General features: G+C 68.7%; 18 protein-coding genes. 7 read left to right on the top strand and 11 right to left on the bottom strand.

What is annotated here, in order from left to right; translation table 11 throughout:
• The first annotated feature begins 326 nt into the window (after positions 1 to 326).
• The 4 genes from Ae717Ps2_RS15880 (at position 327) to Ae717Ps2_RS36160 (ending at position 3,425) form a co-directional block, all read left to right on the top strand.
• Positions 327 to 1,139, top strand: a complete 813-nt coding sequence (locus Ae717Ps2_RS15880; RefSeq protein WP_083702394.1) for a DUF262 domain-containing protein — start codon at positions 327 to 329, stop codon at positions 1,137 to 1,139.
• A gap of 35 nt (positions 1,140 to 1,174) precedes the next feature.
• Entirely contained in the window at positions 1,175 to 2,374 is a 1,200-nt protein-coding gene (locus Ae717Ps2_RS15875) for an IS701 family transposase (RefSeq protein ID WP_075332982.1), read from the top strand.
• The gene (locus Ae717Ps2_RS38305; RefSeq protein ID WP_170917006.1) at positions 2,371 to 2,538 is read left to right on the top strand and encodes a hypothetical protein; all 168 of its coding nucleotides are present in this window, start codon (positions 2,371 to 2,373) and stop codon (positions 2,536 to 2,538) included. Before Ae717Ps2_RS15875 ends, Ae717Ps2_RS38305 begins: the two co-directional genes overlap by 4 nt.
• A 170-nt stretch (positions 2,539 to 2,708) precedes the next feature.
• Entirely contained in the window at positions 2,709 to 3,425 is a 717-nt protein-coding gene (locus tag Ae717Ps2_RS36160) for a hypothetical protein (RefSeq protein ID WP_139318754.1), read from the top strand.
• Positions 3,426 to 3,700: 275 nt separating this feature from the next.
• Here Ae717Ps2_RS36160 and Ae717Ps2_RS15870 read toward each other — a convergent pair whose 3' ends face one another.
• The 4 genes from Ae717Ps2_RS15870 to Ae717Ps2_RS15860 form a co-directional block, all read right to left on the bottom strand.
• On the bottom strand, positions 3,701 to 5,038 hold the full coding sequence (locus Ae717Ps2_RS15870; protein WP_075333557.1) for an FAD-dependent monooxygenase: 1,338 nt from the start codon (positions 5,036 to 5,038) through the stop codon (positions 3,701 to 3,703).
• A gap of 30 nt (positions 5,039 to 5,068) precedes the next feature.
• On the bottom strand, positions 5,069 to 5,911 hold the full coding sequence (locus tag Ae717Ps2_RS15865) for an IS5 family transposase (protein WP_075329730.1): 843 nt from the start codon (positions 5,909 to 5,911) through the stop codon (positions 5,069 to 5,071).
• Positions 5,912 to 5,973: 62 nt separating this feature from the next.
• Positions 5,974 to 6,135, bottom strand: coding sequence for an FAD-dependent monooxygenase (locus Ae717Ps2_RS40375; RefSeq protein ID WP_143510536.1), 162 nt, complete (start codon positions 6,133 to 6,135; stop codon positions 5,974 to 5,976).
• Positions 6,132 to 6,599, bottom strand: coding sequence for a MarR family winged helix-turn-helix transcriptional regulator (locus Ae717Ps2_RS15860; RefSeq protein WP_075306993.1), 468 nt, complete (start codon positions 6,597 to 6,599; stop codon positions 6,132 to 6,134). The genes Ae717Ps2_RS40375 and Ae717Ps2_RS15860 overlap by 4 nt, the downstream gene beginning before the upstream one ends.
• 288 nt (positions 6,600 to 6,887) lie before the next feature.
• Between Ae717Ps2_RS15860 and Ae717Ps2_RS15855 the strand changes: the two genes are divergently transcribed.
• Positions 6,888 to 9,149: an excinuclease ABC subunit UvrA gene (locus Ae717Ps2_RS15855; protein ID WP_075333556.1), complete on the top strand. Its 2,262-nt coding sequence runs from the start codon at positions 6,888 to 6,890 to the stop codon at positions 9,147 to 9,149.
• Between the two features lie 230 nt (positions 9,150 to 9,379).
• On the opposite strand, the gene Ae717Ps2_RS15850 is transcribed toward Ae717Ps2_RS15855, so the two are convergent.
• The 3 genes from Ae717Ps2_RS15850 to Ae717Ps2_RS15835 form a co-directional block, all read right to left on the bottom strand.
• Positions 9,380 to 10,219: a maleylpyruvate isomerase family mycothiol-dependent enzyme gene (locus Ae717Ps2_RS15850; protein WP_198932195.1), complete on the bottom strand. Its 840-nt coding sequence runs from the start codon at positions 10,217 to 10,219 to the stop codon at positions 9,380 to 9,382.
• Between the two features lie 45 nt (positions 10,220 to 10,264).
• Positions 10,265 to 10,804, bottom strand: coding sequence for a pyridoxamine 5'-phosphate oxidase family protein (locus Ae717Ps2_RS15845; RefSeq protein WP_075306991.1), 540 nt, complete (start codon positions 10,802 to 10,804; stop codon positions 10,265 to 10,267).
• Positions 10,805 to 11,357: 553 nt separating this feature from the next.
• Positions 11,358 to 12,179 carry an NADP-dependent oxidoreductase gene (locus Ae717Ps2_RS15835; RefSeq protein WP_233147582.1) on the bottom strand — a complete coding sequence of 274 codons (822 nt, stop codon included), beginning with the start codon at positions 12,177 to 12,179 and terminating at the stop codon, positions 11,358 to 11,360.
• Between the two features lie 249 nt (positions 12,180 to 12,428).
• On the opposite strand from Ae717Ps2_RS15835, the gene Ae717Ps2_RS15830 reads away from it, so the two are divergent.
• Positions 12,429 to 13,022 carry a TetR/AcrR family transcriptional regulator gene (locus tag Ae717Ps2_RS15830; protein ID WP_075306986.1) on the top strand — a complete coding sequence of 198 codons (594 nt, stop codon included), beginning with the start codon at positions 12,429 to 12,431 and terminating at the stop codon, positions 13,020 to 13,022.
• A 522-nt stretch (positions 13,023 to 13,544) separates the two neighbouring features.
• Here Ae717Ps2_RS15830 and Ae717Ps2_RS15825 read toward each other — a convergent pair.
• The 3 genes from Ae717Ps2_RS15825 to Ae717Ps2_RS15815 form a co-directional block, all read right to left on the bottom strand.
• Positions 13,545 to 14,939: an FAD-dependent oxidoreductase gene (locus tag Ae717Ps2_RS15825; protein WP_143510395.1), complete on the bottom strand. Its 1,395-nt coding sequence runs from the start codon at positions 14,937 to 14,939 to the stop codon at positions 13,545 to 13,547.
• Between the two features lie 246 nt (positions 14,940 to 15,185).
• Positions 15,186 to 15,878: an Ltp family lipoprotein gene (locus Ae717Ps2_RS15820; protein ID WP_083695812.1), complete on the bottom strand. Its 693-nt coding sequence runs from the start codon at positions 15,876 to 15,878 to the stop codon at positions 15,186 to 15,188.
• 105 nt (positions 15,879 to 15,983) lie between these two features.
• On the bottom strand, positions 15,984 to 16,565 hold the full coding sequence (locus Ae717Ps2_RS15815; protein ID WP_233147581.1) for an AAA family ATPase: 582 nt from the start codon (positions 16,563 to 16,565) through the stop codon (positions 15,984 to 15,986).
• Between the two features lie 187 nt (positions 16,566 to 16,752).
• On the opposite strand from Ae717Ps2_RS15815, the gene Ae717Ps2_RS15810 reads away from it, so the two are divergent.
• Positions 16,753 to 17,502, top strand: coding sequence for an alpha/beta hydrolase (locus Ae717Ps2_RS15810; protein ID WP_075306982.1), 750 nt, complete (start codon positions 16,753 to 16,755; stop codon positions 17,500 to 17,502).
• Positions 17,503 to 17,541: 39 nt separating this feature from the next.
• Here Ae717Ps2_RS15810 and Ae717Ps2_RS15805 read toward each other — a convergent pair whose 3' ends face one another.
• Positions 17,542 to 18,489, bottom strand: a complete 948-nt coding sequence (locus Ae717Ps2_RS15805; protein ID WP_075333554.1) for a LysR family transcriptional regulator — start codon at positions 18,487 to 18,489, stop codon at positions 17,542 to 17,544.
• Between the last annotated feature and the right edge of the window lie 27 nt (positions 18,490 to 18,516).

Raw genomic sequence — 18,516 nt, 5'->3', positions numbered from 1 at the left:
GCCAAGCCACAGCCCAAAGAGTCGTAGGTCAGAGCGTCCTCCCGCGATCGACCTGCCGCTGGTGTCACGGTAGCGGTGCGGTGTCGCAACTATCCATTGCTTCGTCAAGGCGGCGCCGACGGCGCCGCGCGGCACTGTGTCTGATGCAGCCGCAAGCGCTCGCGCGGGGCTGCAACCCTCAGGACGCCTCGAGGTGCTATGACTTGCGCGTGACTGGATCGCCGCTTGCCCTCCAAGAAGCACTCGACGTGCACCGCCGAAGCGTCGACACAGACTTTTTTGATCTCTCCTTGCGCGAGCTTGCCCGCATGGCATAAGAGGGCGAGATCAGAATTGCGCCAGAGTTCCAGCGTCAGTTTCGGTGGAACGACGACTTGCAGAGCGCCCTTATTGAGTCGTTTCTGTTAGGGCTTCCCGTTCCTCCAATCTTTGTCGCCACGAATCTCGATGGAACCTGGGAAGTCGTCGATGGGCTCCAACGGATTTGCACGGTGTTGCGCTACCTAGGAATCGACGCCCAAGAGTCCGAGGACCTGAAGTTTGCGGACCGCCCCTTAAGGCTCCAGGCACTATCCACCCTTGAAGTATTCAATGCAACCGGGTTCACCGATCTACCTCGCCCAGTGCGACTGATGTTTGAGCGGCGCTACCTGCGAGTCCAGGTCCTCTCGGACAAATCCGACTTGGACGTGCGCTTCGAGCTATTTCGACGCCTGAACGTCGGGGCAGTCGCGCTGACTCCGCAGGAGATTCGAGGCTGCGTTTATCGCGGACCGTTCAACACAATGGTCGCCGACCTTAGTCGTGACAAGAACTTCAGAGATACTGTAAAGCTGCAGCAGCAGAACCAAAGCAATGCCACATTTGAGGAGATTGTCCTCAAGTTCTTTGCCTACCTGAATAGTGCCGACGCGTACGACGGAAAAGTTACCCAGTTCTTGAACTCGTACATGGGCGAGAGAGCGGCTGACACCGACCTGGCCGACGATCGAGAACTCTTTACGAAGGTGGTTGCACACCTAGCTAAGGTTACCGACGGCAAGCCATTTCTTCGCTCGCGGACTAACATTACCCCGGTAAATCAGCTGGAGGCCGTGCTCGTTGGAATAGTACTGCAACGGCAGTTCGGCGTGTGGTGAGAGGCTGACGGCCGTTCGGCGGTGATGATCACCGCGTGGTTGATCTTGCCGGGTGGGTGGCCTCGTTGGATGCGGTGGTGGAGCTGATCTCTGGCCGTTTCCGCAGGGTCGAGCCGCGCCGGCGGGTCGGAACCTACCTGCGAGGCCTGCTCGCGGGGCTCGAGCGGAAGAACGGCTGGACCCTCGCCGAACACGCCGGGGCGATGTCGCCGGACGGGATGCAGCGGCTGCTGCGCACCGCGGACTGGGACGTCGACGGGGTCCGCGACGACCTGCGCGGCTACGTCCTGCAACATCTCACCGACACCGCGTCGGGGGTGTTCATCGTGGACGAGACCGGGTTCATCAAGAAGGGCCTGTGTTCGGCCGGGGTGCAGCGCCAGTACACCGGCACCAGCGGGAAGATCGACAACTGTCAGCTCGGTGTGTTCCTGGCCTACGCCTCGAAGCGGGGGCGGGCGTTGATCGACCGGGAGCTCTACCTGCCGACCTCGTGGACCGAGGACCGCGAACGCTGCGAGCGCGCGGATGTCCCCGATGACGTCGAGTTCGCCACGAAACCGCAGCTGGGGACGGCGATGCTGGCCCGCACGTACGCCGCTGGGGCACTCACGTCCGGGTCGTGGGTGACCGCGGACGAGGTCTACGGGCAGAACCCGGGCTTTCGCGACTGGCTCACCGAGCGGGAGATCCCGTTCGTGTTGGCCACCCGCAATGACGACATGCTCACCAGCCCGGACGGGAATCGTCGCCCGGCCAAGGCCCTGGCCACGATCGCCGGGGCGCGTGATCTCGACACCGGGCACGACGGGTGGGAGCGCCGCGCGATCGGGCCGGGCGCGCACGGGATGCGGGTCTATGACTGGACCGCGGTTGCGCTGGCCATCGACGGCCTCCCGGCGGGTTGGGGGCACTGGCTGCTGGTGCGCCGCCAGACCGAGCCCGCAGAGGGCAAGACCATCCGTGAGCTGGCGTTCTACCGCTGCGCCGCCCCGGCGAACACGCCGCTGCGCGACCTCGTTCGAGTCGCCGGGGCGCGGTGGGCGATTGAGGAATGCTTCCAGACCGCGAAGAACGAGGCCGGCCTCGACCACTACCAAGTCCGCTCCTACCGAGCCTGGCACGCCCACATCACCCTGGCCATGCTCACCGCGGCCTACCTCGCCGTCACCCGCGCCGCCGAACACGCACGCGAGGCCGAAAAGGGGGATCCTCAGCCAGCCGGCGCGCATTGATTCAGCTGTCGGGCAACGAGATCCGCCGTCTCCTCGCCGCGCTCGCCTTCACCCCGCTCACCTGCATCGACCACGTCATGCACTGGTCGACCTGGCGCCGTGAACGCCAACAACAGGCCCGCGACTGCCACTACCGCCGACGCGGCGAACGACCCCCGAGCTGATCAACTGCCGTTGCAGTAATAGGCCGGGTTCTCCGGTCAGGTGCGGAGCCGGTCACGCCACGTCCCGGTTGGCAGGACGACCCAGCGCTCGTCCAAGCGAGCACGAAAGGAACTAACACGCGTACGACATTCCACGCCCGGCTCGATCGCGCCGAGCGAATCTTCCAACCATGACGTGGCAGACCGAGGATCTATTCGACGCCGCAACTGACCTTGTCGACCGCGAGGCGCGGCGTCTTCACGCGCTGGGAGCAATTGCCAAGAATCATCCAGACAAGTTTGACAAAGAAGGCGTGTTCGCCATGAGTCGAGCATTAACCTACGTTGTTTGTGGTGGAATCCTAGAGAAGTTGATGCGCGATCTACCGGCCGCAATATCGGATGATGTCTTGAGTCTGCGACTACAGCGATCGGATGTTCCATCATCACTTCTCGCTGTGCTTGCTGCAAGCTCCTTTCAGAAATGCAATCAGCGGACGACTCGCACGCTGATTGCACGAGTTGGTCTTCTGGTGGAAGCTTTCCAGCATGCAAGTGACGCAAGACCAATGACCGCATTCGGTGACGATCTTGCGCTTGCCGACGGCACAACAATAGCTGTTGCCCAGTTCGAAGCCCTTTGGGTTCTCCTTGACTTACCCGGCCACTGGCACAATATCCCTGCAGATGCACTGCTGATGCGCGAACTGACGCAGAAGCGTAATGACGTAGCTCACTGGGATATCGACCCCGTCGATGTCGGGAAGTCGCGTAATATGGCAGATCTAGTCAAGATCACGACCCAGCTTCGATCTCTGCTTGATCACGTGGGGCTGACGGTGTGCGAGTGGCTCGACGGGCTGACCAACTCCCGACCCATCCAAGCGGCGCAGGCCCCTGGTTCGTGAACGGACGACGAGCCCTCGCCGGGCGGCAGATCTCGGGGAGGGGGGTGCGCCATCTATCCGACCTCCCGGAGGACTACCACACGGCACGCCGGGCGCAGGTCTGGCAAGGTCGGCGGTGGCGGGCGAGCAGCTGCGCCCGACGTGCCGCGCGGTCTGGCGTTGCCAGATCGAGGAGATAGCGCTTCGGTCTAGGCGCGTGGAGGCGGAGCATTTCCGGAGCGAGACCGCCGGGCGCATCCGAAACTGGCTGACACGGGCCGTCAGGAAGCGGCAGCTCAGACGACATAAGACGATACGAGGCGACCAGGCATAAGCGACAGCTTCTGCCTTAACGCCGAGGTGCTCGGCGCGGGTGAGGGGTGAGCTGCGAGAACCCCATCCGGTCGGATGGTCACGGCTTGGCGATAGACGCGTTCCCAGCGTGGCAGGTCCTCAGAGGTGACGATGTCGGCGGGCACCTCCAACGTCGTGAACGTGGTGGGGTCGAAGAGGTCGAGGCTGCTGCGGCCGTCGCGGAGCCGGATGTGGGCGGCGCGGGTACCGGGCTCACCGGACGGGCTCGCCGGGTCCTCGACGCCGCCGGTCCCGTAGTGGAACCCGAGCACCAGGGTGGTGGCGTCGATTTGTTCCGGGGGTGGCGGAGCGCCAGGTGTCTTGCGGGAGCGGAGGAGTGCCTGGCTGACTGTTCGTCGTGCGACGGGGAGTCGTTCGGTCTCGTAGGAGGCTAGCCATGTGTCGTCCCCTCGGCAGGCGAAGGCGAGTCGCCATGCGAGCGCGTGCGCGTCCTGGACGCCGGTGTTGCCGCCGAATCCACCGTAGGACGGCATGACGTGGGCGGCGTCGCCGACGAGGAAAGCGCGACCGGCGCGAAGCTGCGATGCAACGTAAGCGCCGGTCCGCCAGGTGGCGATGTCGTCGATGACCGGTTGCAGGTCAGGAATGCCGCTTGCGGCGCGGATCGTGTCGCGGACGTGCTGGTCGAGGTCGTCCGGGTCGGAGCCGGATACATGGGTGCCGAGTTGCCAGCTCCGGCCAGAGGCGTTGCCGCGGGCGAAGAGAAACGCGCAGGCCGATCGGGCGAACAGGGCCTCTGTGTGTCGGCCTCGGAGGGCTGGTTCGAGGTGTGCGTGAAAGAGTGCGCTCACGGCAGTGCCCGGGAGCGACTCGCCGCTCCAGCCGATGTTCAGGGCGGTCCGGGTCGGGCTGTGTGCACCGTCGGCGGCGATGAGGTAGCGGGCTCGTACGGCGTGGCCCTCGATCACGGCGTTGACGCCGTCGGCGTCCTGGCTCTGGATGTGCGCGGTGTGAGCGAAGCGGACGTCGGCGCCGAGTTCGTGGGCTCGGTCGCGGACGAGAGGTTCGATCCGCTGCTGGTCGCATGACCATGCCGGAGACGGGCTCAGATCGGCGGTGTCGTCCTCAGCCGGTGCGGGGATCCAGGTCTCGTGCTCCGCGGCGAGGGTGTCGGCGACGGTGAAGCCACCATTGGGCTCGCCGGCGGCCAGAACCTGGCCCTCGATACCGAGTGCACGGAAGATCTCCATCGTTCGCGCATTGACCAGCCGCGCCTTCGTGTGACGGGAGGTACCGGGGCGTCGCTCGACGAGGAGCACGTGTAAGAGGTCGCGCGGATTGATGGATGATCATGGGCGGCGGTGTGGTCGGCTGTCCCAGCGGTGCGTGGTCCAGGCCTGCCGGATCAGGCTACGGAGTGTGATGATGGTGTCGGCGAGGTCGAAGAACGCGTCGACGACGGTTTCGCGGCGTTCGTAGCAGCGCTGCAGCCGGTTGAAGCTGTTGTGCCAGGCGTTGGTGCGCTCGATGTGCCAGCGTTGGGTGGCCTGGATCGGTGCTTTCTCGCCCTTGCGCGCGATCTCGCTGTGCAGGCCCCGTTCGGTGAGTGTGTCGCGGGTCTTACCGGAGTCATAGCCGGCGTCGAGGTGCACGGTGATGTCGTCGGGCAGCGGGCCGAGAGCGTCGAGGTGGTCGAGAGTGGGGCCCAGTAGCGGGGAGTCGTGGCGGTGTGCCCCGGCCAGGACCCGGCCCAGTGGGATGCCATGGCCCTCGACGAGCACCGATCGCTTCATGCCCTGTTTACGCCGGTCAACCGGTGACGGTCCGGCGACCTCACCGCCGCCGGGGGCCTTGGTGATGGCGCCGTCGACGGCAACGTCGTCAAGCAACAGGCCGACGATGCGGTCGTAGGCGTCCAGGGCGATCCGGCGTAGCTGGGCGAAGACCCCGAGCCGGATCCACTCGTCACGGCGATCGCGGATGGTGGTCGCCGAGCAGGTGCTGTCGGAGACGCCCTGATACGGGCAGCCGAACCGCAGCACCTGCAGGAGCTTGTCGAACACGACCCGATCCGCGATCCGGCGGCGGTGACAGCCCCACGGATGAGTGGGATCGAACTCGACCCGGGGCGGCAGCAGCGCGGCGAACTGGTCCCACAACGGCTCGGTCAACCATGATGGCAGGGCGGGCACGCGGCCTCCAGACGATCACGAAGAGTCAACAACTTCATGATCGACAGGCCCGTGCCCGCCCCTCACCATCGACACCCGGCCGCGACCCAGCTGTGATCAATCCGCGCGACCTCTAAGCCGTGGAGGCCGAGTAGCGCTGCTGAGGCGAGCCCGGTCAGGCCGCCGCCGACTACCAGTACGTCGGTGGTCGGCGGTAGGGCACGGGGCTGGGGTGCGGATGTCATCGAGTTCGCCATGGGTTGCGCCGTCGTTCCCGTGGCTCTGTCGTCAGATCCTCCGCCATCGAGGTGGTCAGCTCCGCGAGACGGCCAGCGAAGTCGGTGATCTCGTCCTCGGTCCAACCCTGAAGGTGGCGGGCGAAGGCCGATGCAAGCTCGGAGCGGAACCGGTCGACCGTCGACTCGCCCTCCGACGTCAGAGCGATGCGGTACGAGCGGCCGTCCGTCTCGTCGCCGACTCGCTCGATCAGGCCCGCCGTCGCCAGCTCGCTAGCGGCCCGGCTGACCGACTGTGCCGGTACGTCCAACTCCTCAGTGACCTCGGACGGGCGGACTGGTCGTTGCGCGGCCAGGTTGAGCAGCCCCAGGTGGACTGGGCCCCAGGTGGATCGGGCCGCGGCCCTGCGCTGGATCTGTGCGGCGCGATCCAGGGATCGGATGATGCTCCAAATCGATTTACTTACTTCCATGAAGGAACTATACCGTCGAGGTCGTGCGACGAGTCAAGTCGCACGAGGAGCGGGCGGGTCGGCGGTGGCCGTTGCGGTGAAAATCGGGCTATGGCCCGGGGCAGCTCTGTGCTCGCTAGTGGTCATCGTCCAGCGTCGCCGGAGAATTCGATCTTGGGTCTGCGGATTCAGCGGTATCGCTGTTGCCCGCCCGTGCCGGAAACTCCGAGTGCGATTGGCCGACTCTTGATCGGGCTCTGGTCATAATCGCGGACATGAGCTGACCGCTATTCTCACTACGGTGATCCCATGATCGATTCGTACGTCCATGTCGACGGCGCCCGCGAGAACAACCTGAAGAACGTCTCTGTGGACATCCCGAAGCACAAGATCGTCGTGTTCACCGGTGTCTCGGGATCGGGCAAGACGTCGCTTGTGTTCGACACGATCGCTGCGGAATCGCAGCGACAGCTCAACGAGACCTTCACGGCATTTCAGCGCAACCGGCTGCCACGGTACGGCCAGCCGGACATGGACTCCATCGAGAACCTGTCGGTAGCGATCATCGTCGATCAGAAGCGCATCGGCGGGAACTCCCGATCCACGGTCGGCACGATCACCGACCTCTACGCGCTGTTGCGGCTCCTCTTCTCCCGCGTCGGCCGCCCCAACGTCGGGTACTCGAACGAGTTCTCCTTCAACGATCCGCAGGGCATGTGCCCGGACTGCGACGGCCTGGGCCGGCGCAGCGAAGTCGACATCGACAAGCTGATCGACCGCGGGAAGTCGCTCAACGACGGCCCGATCCGCCATCCCGCCTTCAACCCGGGCGGCTGGTTCTGGAAGCTGTACGCGAACTCCGGGCTGTTCGACAACGACAAGAAGCTCTCGGACTACAGCGAACAGGAGTGGATGCAGCTCCTCTACGGCGCCGACGCGTCGATCAAGCTGGGTTGGAAGGGCGGGGAGATCAACTCGAAGTACGAGGGCATCATCCCCAAGATGGAGCGGCTCTACCTGCGCAAAGAGCCGGACGAGATGAGCGCCAAGAACCGCAGGGCGCTCAAGCAAGTCGTGAATGTGACGACCTGCTCCTCCTGCCAAGGGCTGCGACTCAATGCGCAGGCGCTGGCGTGCAAGGTCAACGGGCGCAATATCGCCGAGTACGCGGCGATGGAGATCAACGACCTCGTCGACGAGGTCAAACAGATGGGTGGTGCCACGGCCGCGACCGTCGCGCAGAGCCTCGTGGACGGGCTCGGGCACCTGCAGATGCTCGGGCTCGGCTACTTGAGCCTCAACCGGGAAACCTCGACGTTGTCGGGCGGTGAGTCACAGCGGATCAAGATGGTGCGCCATCTCGGGAGCGCGCTTGTCGAGGTCCTCTACATCTTCGACGAGCCCACGATCGGCCTGCATCCCCACGACGTCGTCCGCCTCACCGACCTGATGCGCCGGCTCCGCGACAAGGGCAACACCGTGCTGGTCGTCGAGCACGACCGCGATGTCATCGAGATCGCCGACCACGTCGTGGATGTCGGCCCGCGGGCGGGAAAGGCCGGGGGCGAGATCGTCTTCACCGGATCTGTGGAGGAACTCCACGGCGCCGACACCCTCACCGGGCAGTTCCTGCGCCGCCCGATGCCCCTGAAGGTCGAGGTACGCACGCCGACCGGGCAGCTCCGCATCACCGACGCCGCCGTGCACAACCTCGCGAACGTGACCGTCGACGTGCCCGCGGGAGTGCTCACTGTCGTCACCGGAGTGGCGGGTTCCGGTAAGAGCAGCCTCATCCGCAACTGCTTCCGGGCACAGCACCCGTCGACGGTCATGATCGATCAGTCGGCGGTCAGCACCAGTCGTCGCTCCAACCCGGCCACCTACTCGGGCGCCATGGACGAGATCCGTCGTGCGTTCGCTCATGCCAACAGGGGGGCGAGCGCGTCGCAGTTCAGCTTCAACTCCGCGGGTGCCTGCCCGGAGTGCCAGGGCCTCGGCGTCATCTACACCGACCTCGCCTTCATGGACGCGATGATCACGACGTGCGAGGTCTGCGCAGGCAGGCGGTTCACCCCGGAGGTACTGGAGTACACCCTGCGTGGACTGAACATCAGCGAGGTGCTCGACCTCAGCGTCGACGAGGCCATGGAGTTCTTCACCGAGCACGCGATCACCGACACGCTCGCCCCGATGATCGACGTCGGCCTGGGCTACCTGCAGCTCGGGCAGCCGCTCAACACCCTCTCGGGCGGCGAGTGCCAACGCATCAAGCTCGCCACCGAGCTGGGCCGCAAGGGCGGCATCTACGTGATGGACGAGCCAACAACCGGCCTGCACTTGTCCGACATCGACGGTCTACTACGGATCATCGACAGCCTCGTCGACGCCGGCAATTCCGTGATCGTCATCGAGCACAACCTCGATGTGGTCAAGAACGCCGACTGGATCATCGACCTCGGCCCGGGCGGCGGGAGCGCGGGCGGCAGGATCATGTTCGAGGGCAGCCCGCAGAGCATGGTGACCGCGACGGACTCGGTGACCGCGGCATGTCTGCGCGAGTCTCTGCGGTAACCCGCTCGACCCCCGAGACCTCGGTGGGCCAGGCGCTCGGCGTGAGGTTGCCGGCAGACCCTCCGAGGCCGCGCACGCTGGGGTCCGGGGGCGGCACATCCGACCCTGGCAGCACCGGACCGGTGCGGGGTGCGCGTCCGGCCCGCCGGCAGGACGGCGAGCACAGCGACGACGTCTAGACCAGGAGCCCAATCGTGTCGATCCACGTGGCATCCGGGTGCGGCCGGTGCTCAGCCTCCATCTGGGCGCCGGCCGGACGTGATCGTGCCCAGTGTCCGAGACTCCAGTGCATCTGCCCCGGGACCGTCGAGACGCTCGAGTAGCGCGGCGCGGCCACAGAGAACGGCGAGCAGGTCGATCCCGGACCCGTTCACTGTTGCGCCTTGTCCCCAGGTGAAGCCGAGATCAGAAGCGTGAAGACGTAGGCCGCTCAGCCGACCACGGGGAACGAAAGCTCTGGCTCGGCTGCTCGTTGCGAACTCCAGGCTGGCCCGGACCGCGTCGGGCGGGGCGCTCCAGGAGAGCCTCAGGGGGACCGCGATGTCGACGGTGTGCACCAGCACGTCGGTCAACGGACCGCGCGGCCCGACTCCGGCGACGGCGAAACGGCTGTCCGCGTTCGCCCGCAGGTTCGCGACCAGATCCGGGAACGGCCGGGTGGCCTCGGCTCGCGAGAGCCTGTCCATGGCCCGGTCGTAGCTGCCCCTCGCACGAACGACTGCGGCGAACAGCCGCGCCTTCGGGGGATCCGACGCCAGCACGAGATGTCCGACGACGTCGCGCACCGACCAGCCGGCACACAAGCTGGGGGTGGCGAGCTGGTCGGAGTCCAGGCCTGCGACCAGGTCGGCGAGACCCAGCCGAGCTCGGCGGATCGCGGCGAACACCTCGTCGTCTGCAGCGTTGGGCTTGCCGTCGGGCTGCTCGCTCGACGTCGACTCGGGCATGGGTTCAGTCCTTCTGTGGCGTTGGTGGCGCAGTATGTGATGAGTCGTGGCACACCGACAGTGGGGGAGCGGGATGAGGTCGGCCTGGTAGTAGCCGAGTTGCTCGGCCACCCGCTTCACCACGCCGTGATCGTGGCCGAGCTCGGCGCGCAGGCCCGCGAACTCGCATCAGATCGGCGGATCTCGATCGAGCAAGCCGACAGGATCGCCGCTGTAGGCGACCATCCAGTGCGGATCGATGCGGAACCACACGTTCTCGTCCCAGAACGGTTTGGCGGGGTCGTCGTCGTAGTGGTCGACGAGGTAGTCGCGGACGGTGGGCCAGGTCGGGTCGCTGCTCGTTCCTTCGGGGTTCAGCGGCACAGCGTTTCCGTGGGTGAAGATGCCGACCTGCTCGCCGCGCATGAAGGTCGCGCTGATGGCGGGCCGCGCCGCGAGGTGACGGGCTTTGGCGGCTCGGCGGTGGGTGCCGATGATCCAGCGGCCGTGCAGGAGGTGTCCGTCGGCGCCGCTGATGCGTGGCTCGCCGCGCTGGGTGACCGTGGCGATGGCCAGTGTGCACATGCCTCGGCAGATCTGGACGACCTGCTCGGCGTCCAAGGTGCTCTCGCCTGGCCGCACGATCGACTTCAGATGGTCGCTGGAGGCGGCCCACGACGTGTCGAGCAGGGTCTGGAGGTCGCGGAGCTCGTTCCGGGTTTCGAACACCCGGCTAGCTCATCAGCTCCCACCGACATCGTCGGCTCAGCGCGGAGTCGGGCTCGGTCGTCGCGATGGGTCCGGTCCGATGCCTACCGTCGCAGAGCGCCGCATACCCGGGCGGACCATGTCGGGTGGACGGGCAGGCCTGCGCCGGCCTGACGGCCGACGTCGCGAACCTCTCGATCGCCGGCCGCACCAGGGCGACCTCCTTCGGCTGCGCGAGGTCGTCCTGGTCACCCCGGAGACGTCGGTGATGGACGACCAGGTCGCCGTGATGCCGGAGATCCCGGGCCACGGCGCGAACGCTTCTCCCGCTACCTCAAACTGGCTGAACGACACCGCGGCATCCTGAACGGGCGCTGCCCGGAGGATGCTTCGGCGGTCACACAGTCGCGCGGGTGAGGTCCGCCCGCACCGTACTGCTGCGGTGTCGTCGCCCGTGACGACCTCACCTCGCTCACGGTCCGCGCAGGCCCTGCCCGGGCCGGAGACGGCGTTGCTGACCTCCGCCTGGGACCGGGGCGTCCCGCAGCTCCGTCCCATGGCCTGCCACACGCCGTCAGGCAGATGGCCGAGGGTGTCCAGGCTCGAGTACGACCTTGCCGTGCGGGTTGCCCAGCAGGCTCAGCGCCACGGCGTCGCGCCATTCGGCGAGCGGGTAGGACCGGGCGATGGGGAGGTGGAACTCGCCTCGCGCGGCGAGCGCCGCGTACGTCGGGAGCAGTTCTGCGAGAGGGGTCAGACCCGGTCGGAACTCGTCGATGTTGACCCGCGCTCCGAGCTCTCGTGCCTCGTCGTGATTGCTGATCGTCATCACGCGGCGCGGATCGTTCCCGGCCAGTTCGATGAGGTCGCGCAGCGTTCCGGGGGCGGGGCGAGCGGTGTCGATCACCACGTCGACGTCGGCTCCGTCGGTGAGCGCGCGCACGCGCTCAGGCATCCCGTCCCCGTAGGAGGTGACGCGCGCACCGAAGCCTTCCAGGTCCGCGGTGAAGGTGGGGCCGGCTGTCGCGATCACGCGTGCGCCGCGGCGCAGCGCGATCTGCACGGCGGCGTACCCGACCATGCCGCCGGCACCGTGGACGAGCAGCGTCGCACCGGGCTGGACGTCGGTGAGCTCGAGCGTCCAGGCCGCTGTCTGCACGGCCATCGGCAGGACTGCCGCCTGCAGCGGATCGAGCCCTTCCGGCACCGGGGACCAGCTGTTGATGATGCTGTACTCAGCCGCGCCGGCGCTGGGCTGCGCCGTGAAGTCGGCCGTGCCGAACACGACATCACCGGGGCGGACCAGCGCAGACTCGTGGTCGACGATGTCGGGGCCGACCGCGTCGACGACACCGGCGACGTCGAACCCGATGCCGCGCGGCAGCCGGCCGGGCATGAACCCGCGGCAGAGTTCCCAGTCCGCGGGGTTGAGCCCCGCGGCGAGGACGCGCACCCGCACCCTGCCGCTCGGCGGGTCAGCGACCTCGACGCGCTCCTCTCGCAGCACGTCGAAGGGCTCCCCGGTCTTGTGGAAACGGATGGCCAAGGCTGAGACAGGGGACATGGCCCGATCCTCTCGTCGGTTTGTGTCAGTCACTGACGCTACCACGAAGTGTCAGTGACTGACATTCGCTAGCATGGTGCGATGCCGAGGAGCGGCGCTCAAGCGCGGGCGAGGTTGCAGGAGGCAGCCCTTGATCTCTACGCGGAGAGGGGATACGAAGCCACGACGACCGCGGAGATCGCTGCGCGCGCGGGAGTGACCGAGCGGACCTACTTCCGCCACTTCGCGGACAAGCGCGAGGTGCTGTTCGACGGCGAGACGGAGCTGCGCGACATCATGGCCGGCGCCATCAGGTCGGCCCCGGGCACGCCGTCACCACTGGATCTGGTTCTGGAGGCGTACCGCGCAGCGATCCCCCTGTTCGTCACGGGTCGCCCGGTTGCCGAGCGGAGGGCGCGCGTCATCGCGACGTCGGCGGCGCTGCAGGAACGAGCGCACGCCAAGTCCGCAGCGCTCACGTCAGCCGTGTGCGTCGCCCTGACGGACCGTCAGATCCCCGAAGCGACAGCGCTCCTGGCGTCACGAGTGGGCGCCGCGGTCTTCGGGTACGCCGCACTCGCCTGGGAAGGCGCCCCAGAGCTCGATCTCTCGGCGCTTCTCGAGCATGCCGCGGAGGAACTGTCGTGCCTCGTCGGCGCACTCAAGCCGGCATCCGCCCCACCTGCTCCGCCGTGACTCCCTCCGCGTCGCCGGGAACCACGAGAGGTGGCCCTGCGCGCCGGAGTGAGCCGGCGGTGATCAACGAACGGCCCCCGGACATCCCGCCCGATGAAGGTCCGGGGGATCCTGATCGGCGTTCCGGGTGGGCATCAGATGGGCGAATCCCACCGCGTTGGTGCTCATCCGAAGCGCGTCGTCCCATCGATGGACGCGCTGTTTCGGGTCGAGGGAGGCGCAGAGTCGGATGCGGAGCCAGTGTCCGGTGAGGCGTCGGAGTGGTCAGTCTCATTGGGACGGGGACGTGCCGAGGACGGGTGTCGTCTGGGCGAAAGCGATCCGCCACCCGTCGCCATGCTTGACCATCAGGTACGTCAGTGCGCCCGAACTCGCTGGCGCCGAGCATCAGAACGTCGGGGTCTTCTATCGGGTTCGTGTGGTCGGTGGTGAAAGGCGGCCCGAGTTGAACGGCGCCACTACCGAGCAGCGCTGACACATGCTACGAGGCGGCCCGTGGCGGCGGCCCCGGTGCAGGGGGGCTCAGCCGACCGGCCTCCCGCGCTCGCCCCGCAGCACCCGAGCCACCGTGCCGGGGCGGGCGAGCACGCTGGGGTGCTCGTGCATCATCGTGACCGCGGACAGGCGCCGGTTCAGCTCAGGATCGGTGAACGACGCGGCCTGCAGTCGTCGTCCGAACCAGGACGCGACCGGGTACCCGCGCGGGTAGGGACCGTCGACGTGCGGCAGCCGCAGGTCGGCCAGGGTCGAGATGCTCCAGGCGGCGTCGACGACGACCTGCACGTCGTCGAGGTAGCCACGGGCGGGCTCCGCCAATGACGGAGCGGAGCGGAGATAGGCCGACAGGCAGGAGGCGTGCAGCGCGGCGGAGGTCATGCCCTGCCCGTAGACGGGGTTGAACGAGGCGATCGCGTCACCGATGGGGATGATGCCGGCGGGCAGCTGTCGAAGAGATGCGGTGTCGCGGCGACGACTGTCGGCCTGGTGGTAGGTGACGACGTCGCCGATCATCCGGGCGCCGGTGGCGATGTCGCCGAAGGCCGCCGGGAAATCCCGGCTGCAGCGCTCGCGGAAGTCTGCGGGGTCGCGAGTGGGCCGGTCGTCGCCGTAGCCGGCGACCAGGACGATCCACCGGTCGTTCTCGACCGCCTGGATCCCGGCCTGACGGGCGACCCGGCCGTCGTCGGCGTCGGAGGTCGCGATCACGACGCCGGCATCGCTGATCGCAGGGTCACGCTCGAACAGGGCGCTGGCGTAGTTCAGCCTGATCGGCATCCGCTGCCAGGTCGGACGCGGATGACCACCCTGGCCCAGCCACTCGGCGAGCCTGCTCGACCGGCCGGTGGCGTCGACGACCAGATCCGCGGGCTCGGTCACGACCTCGTCCCCGACCCGCACCCGGGCCCCGGACACCCGCGCGCCGTCGAACACCAGCCCCTCGGCACGACCTGCGACCACACGGATCCCGGGGACGGCGGTGGTGGCCCGCCGGACCAGGTTCTCGAGGAAGGGGCGGGTCGTCACCAGGGTCGGCTCGTCCTGCGGCGTGGCGGGGAGCGGGCGGAGGCGGCCGTTGACCCAGAGCTCCACCGTGGCGGGGTCGGGCGGCACTGCGCCCTCGCGGATCGCGGTCGCGGTGATGCCGGGGAACCAGCGTTCGAGCTGGACCTGCCCGGCGGGCAGCAGCGCGTGCACCTGCCCGCCCTGCGGGACGCCGGGCCGGGGCTCCGGGCCGGTCGGGTCACCGTCGGGGTCGACGAGCAGGACCTCCTCGGCGTGGTCGGCGAGCCCGCGCGCAGCGAGCATCCCGGCGATGCTCGCCCCGAGCACCACGGCGCGGCCCATGACGGTCCGTGGTCCCCGTGGTGGGTCTGCGGTGGCGATCTCGGCGAACACGCGGGCCGGGGGGCGGGGCACGGACGGCCTCCAGGGGATCGGTGGGTCCGGTCTGAGGACCGAGCCTACGTCGCCCCGTCCGTTCCCCGGTGTGACGACGGGGCGGGGTCGGTTCCCCCGGTGTCACAGATCGATGTGCAGGAGCGGGCAGCCCGAACGGCACGGACGGGAACGACACCGGAGAGGGTGTTCGAGAAGGTCCATCGTGGATGTCGTCCATCGCCCGTCCCCGTGCGTCCGAGGACGAGGACTGCTCGACGTCGAAGGTCAGAGCCCGACCGCGTCCGCGCCGTGCTTGGCCTGCGCAGCGGTGAAGCCCTCGAACTTCAGCTGGTCGATCAGACCCTGCCGGGAGAACGAGCTGAACTCCATGTAGCTCTTCGCGGACCGTGCCGCCTGCTCGTCCCAGTCGACGGTCACGTGGTCGACGGCATACGTCGCGTCGGCGCTGGAGAAGTGCTCGAACTCGAGCTGCTTGATGAGACCCGTCCGCGAGAACGAGCTGAAGTCGAGGTAGCCCTCGGCCGACTCGACGGCGTTCTGTCGACTCACCGACAGCGCGGGCACGGCCGGGGCGGCGTAGGTCTCGGGAGCGGACGCCGCGCTGCTCGGTGCCGGGGCGATCACCGCCGGCGGCGCGGCGGCCACGGTGGACGGCACGACGACGGGTGCGGTGGACGGGGCCGCAGCGATGGGGGACGCCGCGTCTCCGTCGCCCGAGCCTACGGCAGCTGCGGCGGCGACGATCACCACGGCGAGCCCGCCGACGACGAACGGCCACTTCCGTCGTCGAGCCGGAGCCGGAGCCGGGTGAAGGGGCGGTTGCTGCGCCCAGGGTGCGGTCGGGAGGTTCCGCTGCTGCGGGATCCGGCCCGGCGGCGGGTACTGGCCGGGCGGCACGCCGTGGCCGGCCGGGGTGGTGCTCCAGGAGGGGCCCTGTGGGGTCTGCGGGGTCGTCATGGCCCCTATGTCGCGCGAGACGACCGAGTGTTGCCGGGTGCGGCGGCGGATCCCCAGAATTGGGGAAGGGGTGTCGTGAAGCCGGTGGCTTCCCTGGTGCCCCTGTCAGGAGAGCCCGGTCCCGCGCAGTGAGTGCTGGAGCGGCCCGGCGACCCAGTCGTCGACCTCGCGCGGTGACCGCAGCCGTACCACCGTCAGCGCCGGGTGCTCCCGGGCGACCGCGGGTACCAGCTCCCGGTACTTGTGCCGGGTCGCGACGGCCCAGCGCACGATGTTCTCCCGGTCGACGAGCAGCCGGCGCAGCGGAGGCTCGACGTTGCCGTTCCACAGCACCTCACGGCGGCGGCTGCGCCGCCACGTCCGCCGCAGCACACGGGGGAACGTGACGGTCCAGAACGGCAGGTCGAGCCAGACGAGCAGGTCCGCGCGGGCCGCCAGGCGCGGGCGCGCCGTGCCGTACTGCCACTCGGTGACCCACGTGTCGGCGGCGGTGAACCGGTCGACGTCGTCGAGGAAGGACGGGCGCGGCGTCCAGCCGGGGCCGTGGAACAGCGCGTCGATGTCGGTGTGCGGACCGCCCGTCACCGTGGCGAGGCGGGCGGCGAGCGTCGTCTTCCCGGATCCGGAGACCCCTGCGACGAGGATGCGGCGCGGCCGGGTGGGCAACGGGTCGTCCCAGCGCAGCACCCCTACACCGTACGGCCGGAATGCGACGGGAAATCCGTGCGACGAGGGCGCGGATCGCGACTAGCGTGCGACCGACCGTGCACCGACCCGAGGAGGTGAGTCCCGTGACCGCGGTACCGACACGGGCGCTCCCACCCGGACGGCAGGCCGTCCCGGAGCGCCGCGAGCACTCCCGGAAGGCACGACCATGCATGTCATCAGCACCGAGCACCTCGACGACCACCTGACCGAACACCGGTTCACCCTCGACGGTGTCCCCGGCGTTCTCTGGTCACCCCGCACGACCGGCGGCCCGACCCCGCTGGTCCTGCTGGGCCACCCCGGCGACCTGGCACGCATGCACCCGAGGCTGCTCGGGCGGGCCCGCTCCTGCGTCGCCGACGGGTACACCGCCGCGACCCTGGAGCTGCCCGGTGCCGGCGGACGACCCCGCCTGCCCGCCGTCGACGCCGCCCGCGCCGAGCTGCGCCGGGCGGTCCGGGCGGGCGAACCCGTTCCCGACGCCGTCGTCGAACGGCTGGTCACACCGCTGGTCGAGGCGTCGGTCCCGGAGTGGCGGACGCTGCTCGACGCGCTGCCCGGGCACGACCCGGTCGCCTGGTCGGGCGGGATCACCGCGATCGGTGTCCGGATGGCGCTGGAGCCGCGGATCGCGGCGGCGCTGCTGTTCGCCGGTAGCCGGCTGCCGCGCGCGACCCTGGACGAGGCCCGGCGGGTCACCGTCCCGCTGCTGATGCTGCTGCAGTGGGACGACGAGGGCAACGACCGCCGGCAGGCTCTCGACCTGTTCGACGCGCTCGGCAGTGACGCGCTCGGCAGGACTGAGAAGACGTTGCACGCCAACACCGGCGGGCACACCGGCGTTCCCGCGTTCGAGGGTGGCGACGCGGCCCGGTTCCTCGCCCGGCACCTGCGGTGCCGGGGCCGGTCCGGATGACCCGGTGCCCGTGGCCGGCCGAATCGGACGAGGCCGTCGTCAGAGGGCCCCGACGCCGGGGTGGTGGGAGAGGATCCGGTCCAGCCGCGACCCGACCTCGTCGCAGTTGAGCCGCACGACGTCCAGGAAGGCCGCGAGGACGGGCGAGTCGTCCGACGCCCGGAACGACAGCTGCAGGTCGGGAAGGCGGACGGCCGGTGTGACGTCGCAGAACCGGACGTCGTCGCGGGCCAGCAGCCGCATCCGCGACGGCCCCAGCCCCACACCGACGCCGCACGCGGCGAGGCCGACGATCGTGTGGATGTCACGGGCGGTCGCGGCGCCGTCCAGTGCCGTCGGTGCGTCCGCGAAGACGGTCTGCAGCCAGGCCCCGACCCCCGGCTCGTCGGCTCTGCCGGACACGACGAGCCGCTCGCCGGCGAGCTGTTCGATGGTGACCGACCTCGTCCCCGCGAAGGGGTGCGTCACGGCGACGGCGGCGACGAGGTCGTCGGTGCCGATGGGCACCGTGACGAGCTCCTCGGCCCCCGGGCCCCGGGGTGCCCCGCGGCCGACGGCGACGTCGAGCTCGCCCGCGAGCAGACCCGCGACGCCCGCCGGGGTTCCCGTCTCGAGTGCCTCGAGCCGGAAGTCCGGCCGGGCGCGCTGGAACCTGCCGAGCACCCCGGGCAGCGGTGCGAGCAGCGCCGAGCCGATGAAACCCAGCCGGAGCCGCCCGGTCTCCCCGCGTGCGGCTCGTCCGGCGTCCACGACGGCTCCGCCCATCTCGTCGAGCGCGCTCCGGGCGCGCGCGAGGAACGCCGTGCCGGCCGCGGTCGGGAACACCCCCTTCGGCGTGCGGTCGAACAGCCGCTCGCCGACCTCGCGTTCGAGGGCGGCGATCTGGGAGGACAGCGGCGGCTGTGCGATCCCCAGCGACGCGGCCGCCCGGCCGAAGTGCCGGTGCTCGGCGAGCGCCTGCGCGTACCGCAGATGACGTGCTTCCACCCGCGCCACGATAGCTCGGAGGTATCG

The organism is Pseudonocardia sp. Ae717_Ps2 (assembly GCF_001932475.1).
In the GTDB taxonomy this organism is placed as follows: Bacteria; Actinomycetota; Actinomycetes; order Mycobacteriales; family Pseudonocardiaceae; genus Pseudonocardia.
The sequence above is the reverse complement of the archived record's forward strand: the minus strand, read 5'-3'. Positions and strand labels throughout refer to the sequence as shown.

Excerpts from the sequence above, each read along its gene's own strand:
- Ae717Ps2_RS36160 (WP_139318754.1), top strand. The coding sequence starts at position 2,709 with ATGACGTGGCAGACCGAGGATCTATTCGACGCCGCAACTGACCTTGTC.
- Ae717Ps2_RS15830 (WP_075306986.1), top strand. The coding sequence starts at position 12,429 with ATGCCGAGGAGCGGCGCTCAAGCGCGGGCGAGGTTGCAGGAGGCAGCC.
- Ae717Ps2_RS15860 (WP_075306993.1), bottom strand. The coding sequence starts at position 6,599 with ATGGAAGTAAGTAAATCGATTTGGAGCATCATCCGATCCCTGGATCGC.
- Ae717Ps2_RS15855 (WP_075333556.1), top strand. The coding sequence starts at position 6,888 with ATGATCGATTCGTACGTCCATGTCGACGGCGCCCGCGAGAACAACCTG.
- Ae717Ps2_RS15835 (WP_233147582.1), bottom strand. The coding sequence starts at position 12,179 with ATGCCCGGCCGGCTGCCGCGCGGCATCGGGTTCGACGTCGCCGGTGTC.
- Ae717Ps2_RS15820 (WP_083695812.1), bottom strand. The coding sequence starts at position 15,878 with ATGACGACCCCGCAGACCCCACAGGGCCCCTCCTGGAGCACCACCCCG.
- Ae717Ps2_RS40375 (WP_143510536.1), bottom strand. The coding sequence starts at position 6,135 with ATGACATCCGCACCCCAGCCCCGTGCCCTACCGCCGACCACCGACGTA.
- Ae717Ps2_RS15810 (WP_075306982.1), top strand. The coding sequence starts at position 16,753 with ATGCATGTCATCAGCACCGAGCACCTCGACGACCACCTGACCGAACAC.